Origin of the sequence: Streptomyces sp. YS-3 (assembly GCF_045257485.1) — a bacterium.
In the GTDB taxonomy this organism is placed as follows: Bacteria; Actinomycetota; Actinomycetes; order Streptomycetales; family Streptomycetaceae; genus Streptomyces.
In genome coordinates this window covers 1-4,290 of the sequence record NZ_JBJHPC010000594.1, presented here as the reverse complement: position 1 = coordinate 4,290, position 4,290 = coordinate 1, and the positions used below count along the sequence as shown (strand labels likewise).

Genomic DNA, 4,290 nt, shown 5'->3' with positions numbered 1-4,290 from the left:
GTCTCGGCGTCCAGCGCCGCCCTCCCGCCCGCGAAGGGCTCGGTGAAGGTCGTCCGGACCGTGGCCCGGGACCTGAAGTCGCCCTGGGGCGTGGCCCCGCTGCCCGACGGGGGCCTGCTGGTCGCCTCGCGCGACGCGGGCACGGTCAGCCGGGTCGACGCGACGGGCAGACAGACCCCGGTCGGCACGGTCCCGGGCGTCCAGCCCGGCGGCGAGGGCGGGCTGCTCGGCCTCGCCCTCTCCCCCGCGTTCGCCTCGGACCACCAGGTGTACGCGTACTTCACCACCGCGTCCGACAACCGCGTCGCCCGCATGATCTACGACGAGAAGCGCCCGCCGGGCGACCAGCTGGGCGCGCCCGACACCATCCTGCGGGGCATCCCCAAGGGCACCATCCACAACGGCGGCCGGATCGCCTTCGGCCCGGACAAGATGCTGTACGTGGGCACGGGCGAGACCGGCGACCGGGGCCTGGCCCAGGACAAGAAGTCGCTGGGCGGCAAGATCCTGCGGATGACACCGGACGGGCAGCCGGTGCACGGCAACCCCGAGGCCGACTCGGTGGTGTACTCCTACGGCCACCGCAATGTGCAGGGTCTCGCCTGGGACGGCGCCGGCCGGCTGTGGGCCTCGGAGTTCGGCCAGGACACCTGGGACGAGCTCAATCTGATCGGGCCGGGCGAGAACGACGGCTGGCCGCTGGTCGAGGGCAAGGGGAAGAGGCCGGGGTTCGTGGACCCGGTGGAGCAGTGGCGGACCGCGGACGCCTCACCGAGCGGGGTGGCGTACGCGGCGGGGAGCGTCTGGGTGGCGTCCCTGCGCGGGGAGCGGCTGTGGCGCGTCCCGCTGGACGGCACCAAGCCGCTGGCACCGCCCCAGGCGTTCCTGACGTCCGCCTACGGCCGGCTGCGCACGGTGGTGGCCACGGGGCCGCACACCCTGCTCCTGGTGACCAGCCAGACCGACGGCCGGGGCACCCCCAAGCCGGGTGACGACCGGATCCTGGAGCTGGAGGTGACGTGACACGGCCGTGGCATGAGGAGACCGTGGCGTGACGCGGCCGTGGCGTGACGCCGCCGGGTTCAGGCCGCGCTCCGGGTGAAGAGGTTGAGCCGGTGCGCCAGCGCCGCGGCCTCGCCCCGGCCCGAGACGCCCAGCTTGGCCAGGATGTTGGAGACGTGCACGCTGGCCGTCTTCGGGGAGATGTACAGCTCCTCCGCGATCTGGCGGTTGCTGTGCCCCGCGGCGACCAGCCGCAGGACGTCCTGCTCCCGGCTGGTCAGACCGAGCGCGCCGGCCGGGTCGTCGGCCTCGTCCGGGACGGCCGGCTCCTCCGGCCCGGTGAGCGGCAGCCGGGCCCGGCGGGCCAGCAGCTCCAGCTCCTCCGCCAGCGGCCGGGCCCCCAGCCGTACGGCGGCGGAGTGCGACTGCCGCAGCAGTGTGGCGACGGTGTCGCGCCGGTTGCCCTCGGCGAGCAGCGCGGCGGCCCAGCGGTGGCAGACCAGGGCGAGGTCGTACGGGCGCTCCAGCGGCTGGAGGGCCGCGGCGGCGGCCTCCCAGCGGGCCGCGTCGTCCCGGCCCTCGGCGCGGGCCAGGTCCGCCTCGACGCGCAGGGCGCAGGCCTTGGCGAGCGGGCTCGGGGTCGGCATCGTCCGGGCCGTCGAGCGGATCAGGGCCAGTGCCTCGGCCCGGCCGTCCCCGGCGGCGGGCAGCCCGCGCAGATCGGCCTCCACGGCGGTGGCGGTGATCAGCAGCGGCCAGCCGTAGCGCTGGGTGCCGGGCGGGAAGCCGGCCTCCGCGGCGCGGGCGAGCCCGGCGCGCGCCTCGGCGAACTGGCCCTGCCCGGCCGCGACGGCCAGCTCGATCTGGGCCACCGGCAGCGCGTTCTGCGGGATGGAGTCGCGGACGCCGAAGTAACCGACGGCCTCGGCGAGGCGGGTGGCGGCGAGGTCCAGATCGCCGCGGGCGACGGCCAGTTGGGACAGGCGCAGCGCGGCCGAGCCCCGGGGCTTGCCGCTCACACCGGAGCGCCGGACCCACTCGGCGCGCTCGGCGGCCTCGTCCCAGCGGCCGAGGCCGAGCAGGGCCTCGGCCTCGTTGGTCGCGGCCCAGCACTCGCTGTCGAGCAGGCCGTACTTGCGCGCGGCCCGCACGCCCTGGGCCGCGGTCCGGGCGGACTCCGGGGAGCGGCCGACCGATTCGAGGCTGGAGGAGAGGTTCACATGACCGCGGCACGCCTCACCGACGAGGCCGAGCTCCAGCGAGCGCTCGATGACCCGGCGCATCATGGCGAGCCCGCCCTCGACGTCGCCCGCGTCGACCATCAGGCTGCCGAGGGTGAGCCGGGCGTTGAGCTCGGTCTCCTCGGCGTCGACCAGCCTGGCGTACTCCACGGCCCGTTCGGCGGCGGCGAGCGACTCGGGGCCGGGGCGGTGCAGCATGCCCCAGCCCGCGGCGGTGGCCAGGACCGCCGCGTGCACGGCCGACGGCGGCAGCCCGCGCACCAGCTCCTGGGCGGTGGCGATCTCGTCCCAGCCGTCGCCGCGGCCGAGGTTCTGCACCAGCTTGGACAGCTCGGTCCAGAACCAGGCGGCGCGCAGCGGGTCGCCGTGGGGGGTGCCGGGCGGGGCGTCCGCCTCGTCGGCCTCGATGATCCGCAGCGCGCGCTTGGCGATCTTCACGGCGCGTTCGCGGTCGCCGCTGAAGCGGGCCGCGACGGCGGCCTCGGCGAGCAGGTCGAGGTAGCCGAGCGGGGTGGTGGCGGGGTCGCAGGTGTGGCACGAGGGGTAGGCGCCGGCGTAGTCCAGCGGGCGCAGCTCGGCGCGGACGTCGGCGGGGACCGAGTCCCACAGCTCCATCCCGCGCTCCAGCAGCCGCAGTTGCTCGGAGTAGGCGTGCCGCTTGCGGGCCTCGACGGCGGCACGCAGCACCATGGGCAGCGCCTTGGCGGCGTCGTGCGCGGAGTACCAGTAGGTGGCCAGCCGGGTGGCGTGCTCGTCGGCGCGGACCAGCGCGGGGTCGGCCTCCAGCGCCTCGGCGTACCGGCGGTTGAGGCGGGAGCGCTCGCCGGGCAGCAGGTCGTCGCTGACGGCCTCGCGGACCAGCGAGTGCCGGAACCGGTAGCCGTCGCCGTCCTCGGTCGGCAGCAGGATGTTGGCGCCGACGGCCGCGCGCAAAGCCGCGTCGAGGGTGTCGTCGGGGAGCCGGCAGACGGCGGCGAGCAGGGGGTGCTCCACGGTGGAGCCGCCCTCGGCGAGGATGCGGACGACCAGCTGGGCGTTCTCGGAGAGCGTCTCGACCCGTACGAGCAGCAGGTCGCGCAGGGACTCGCTGAGGCCGCCGGGGGCGCAGCCCGACTCGTGGCAGACGGTCAGCTCCTCCACGAAGAAGGCGTTGCCGTCGGAGCGGGCGAAGATGTCGTCCACCAGGGCCTGGTCGGGCTCGGCGGCGAGGATCCCGGCGAGCTGGCGGCGTACCTCGCCGCGGCTGAAGCGGGACAGCTCGATGCGGCGGACCGTGCGCAGCCGGTCGAGTTCGGCGAGCAGGGGGCGCAGCGGGTGGCGGCGGTGGATGTCGTCGGCGCGGTAGGTGGCGACGACGACGAGCCGGCCGCGCCGCAGGGTGCGCAGCAGGTAGGCGAGCAGATGGCGGGTGGAGGCGTCCGCCCAGTGCAGGTCCTCCAGGACCAGGACGACCGTGCGGTCGGCGGCGGTCCGCTCCAGGAGCCGTACGGTGAGCTCGAAGAGGCGGGCGGTGCCGTCCTCGCCGCTCTCCCGGCTGGCCTCGCCGAGCTCCGGCAACAGCCGGGCCAGCTCCTCCTCCTGGCCCTCGGCCGCCGCGGCGAGCTCGTCGGGCAGCCGGCGGCGCAGGGCGCGCAGGGCGGTGGAAAAGGGGGCGAAGGGCAGTCCGTCGGCGCCGATCTCGACGCAGCCGCCGACCGCGACCACGGCGCCGGCGTCACAGGCGGCCCGGGTGAACTCCTCGATGAGCCGGGTCTTGCCGACCCCGGCCTCACCGCCCACCAGCAACGCCTGCGGCTCGCCCGCGGTGGCGCGGGCGAGCGCATCGGTCAAGGCGGTCAGTTCTCCGGCGCGGCCGACGAACACGGGACTGAAGGACCTGGTCTCCACAGCGCCGAGCATCGCACAGCCGTACGGTCCCGCGGCACCCGTGGTGACGATCAAGGTCATCGCGTCTCTCGCGCGGCGATCAGGCGGCGTGCGCGAAACGGTCGCGCACGCCGCCTGATCGCCGCGCGAGAGACGCGATGACCTTGATCGTCACCACGGG

Annotated in this window: 2 protein-coding genes; one reads left to right on the top strand and one right to left on the bottom strand. The window is 75.6% G+C overall.

Annotation, left to right across the window (positions count from 1 at the left end):
• Positions 1 to 1,023, top strand: a 1,023-nt coding sequence (locus ACJA3G_RS31420) for a PQQ-dependent sugar dehydrogenase (RefSeq protein WP_406556436.1), incomplete at its 5' end; no start/stop codon positions are given.
• A 59-nt stretch (positions 1,024 to 1,082) separates the two neighbouring features.
• On the opposite strand, the gene ACJA3G_RS31415 is transcribed toward ACJA3G_RS31420, so the two are convergent.
• Positions 1,083 to 4,142 (bottom strand): AAA family ATPase, encoded by a 3,060-nt coding sequence (locus ACJA3G_RS31415; RefSeq protein WP_406556437.1) that lies wholly within the window; start codon positions 4,140 to 4,142, stop codon positions 1,083 to 1,085.
• Between the last annotated feature and the right edge of the window lie 148 nt (positions 4,143 to 4,290).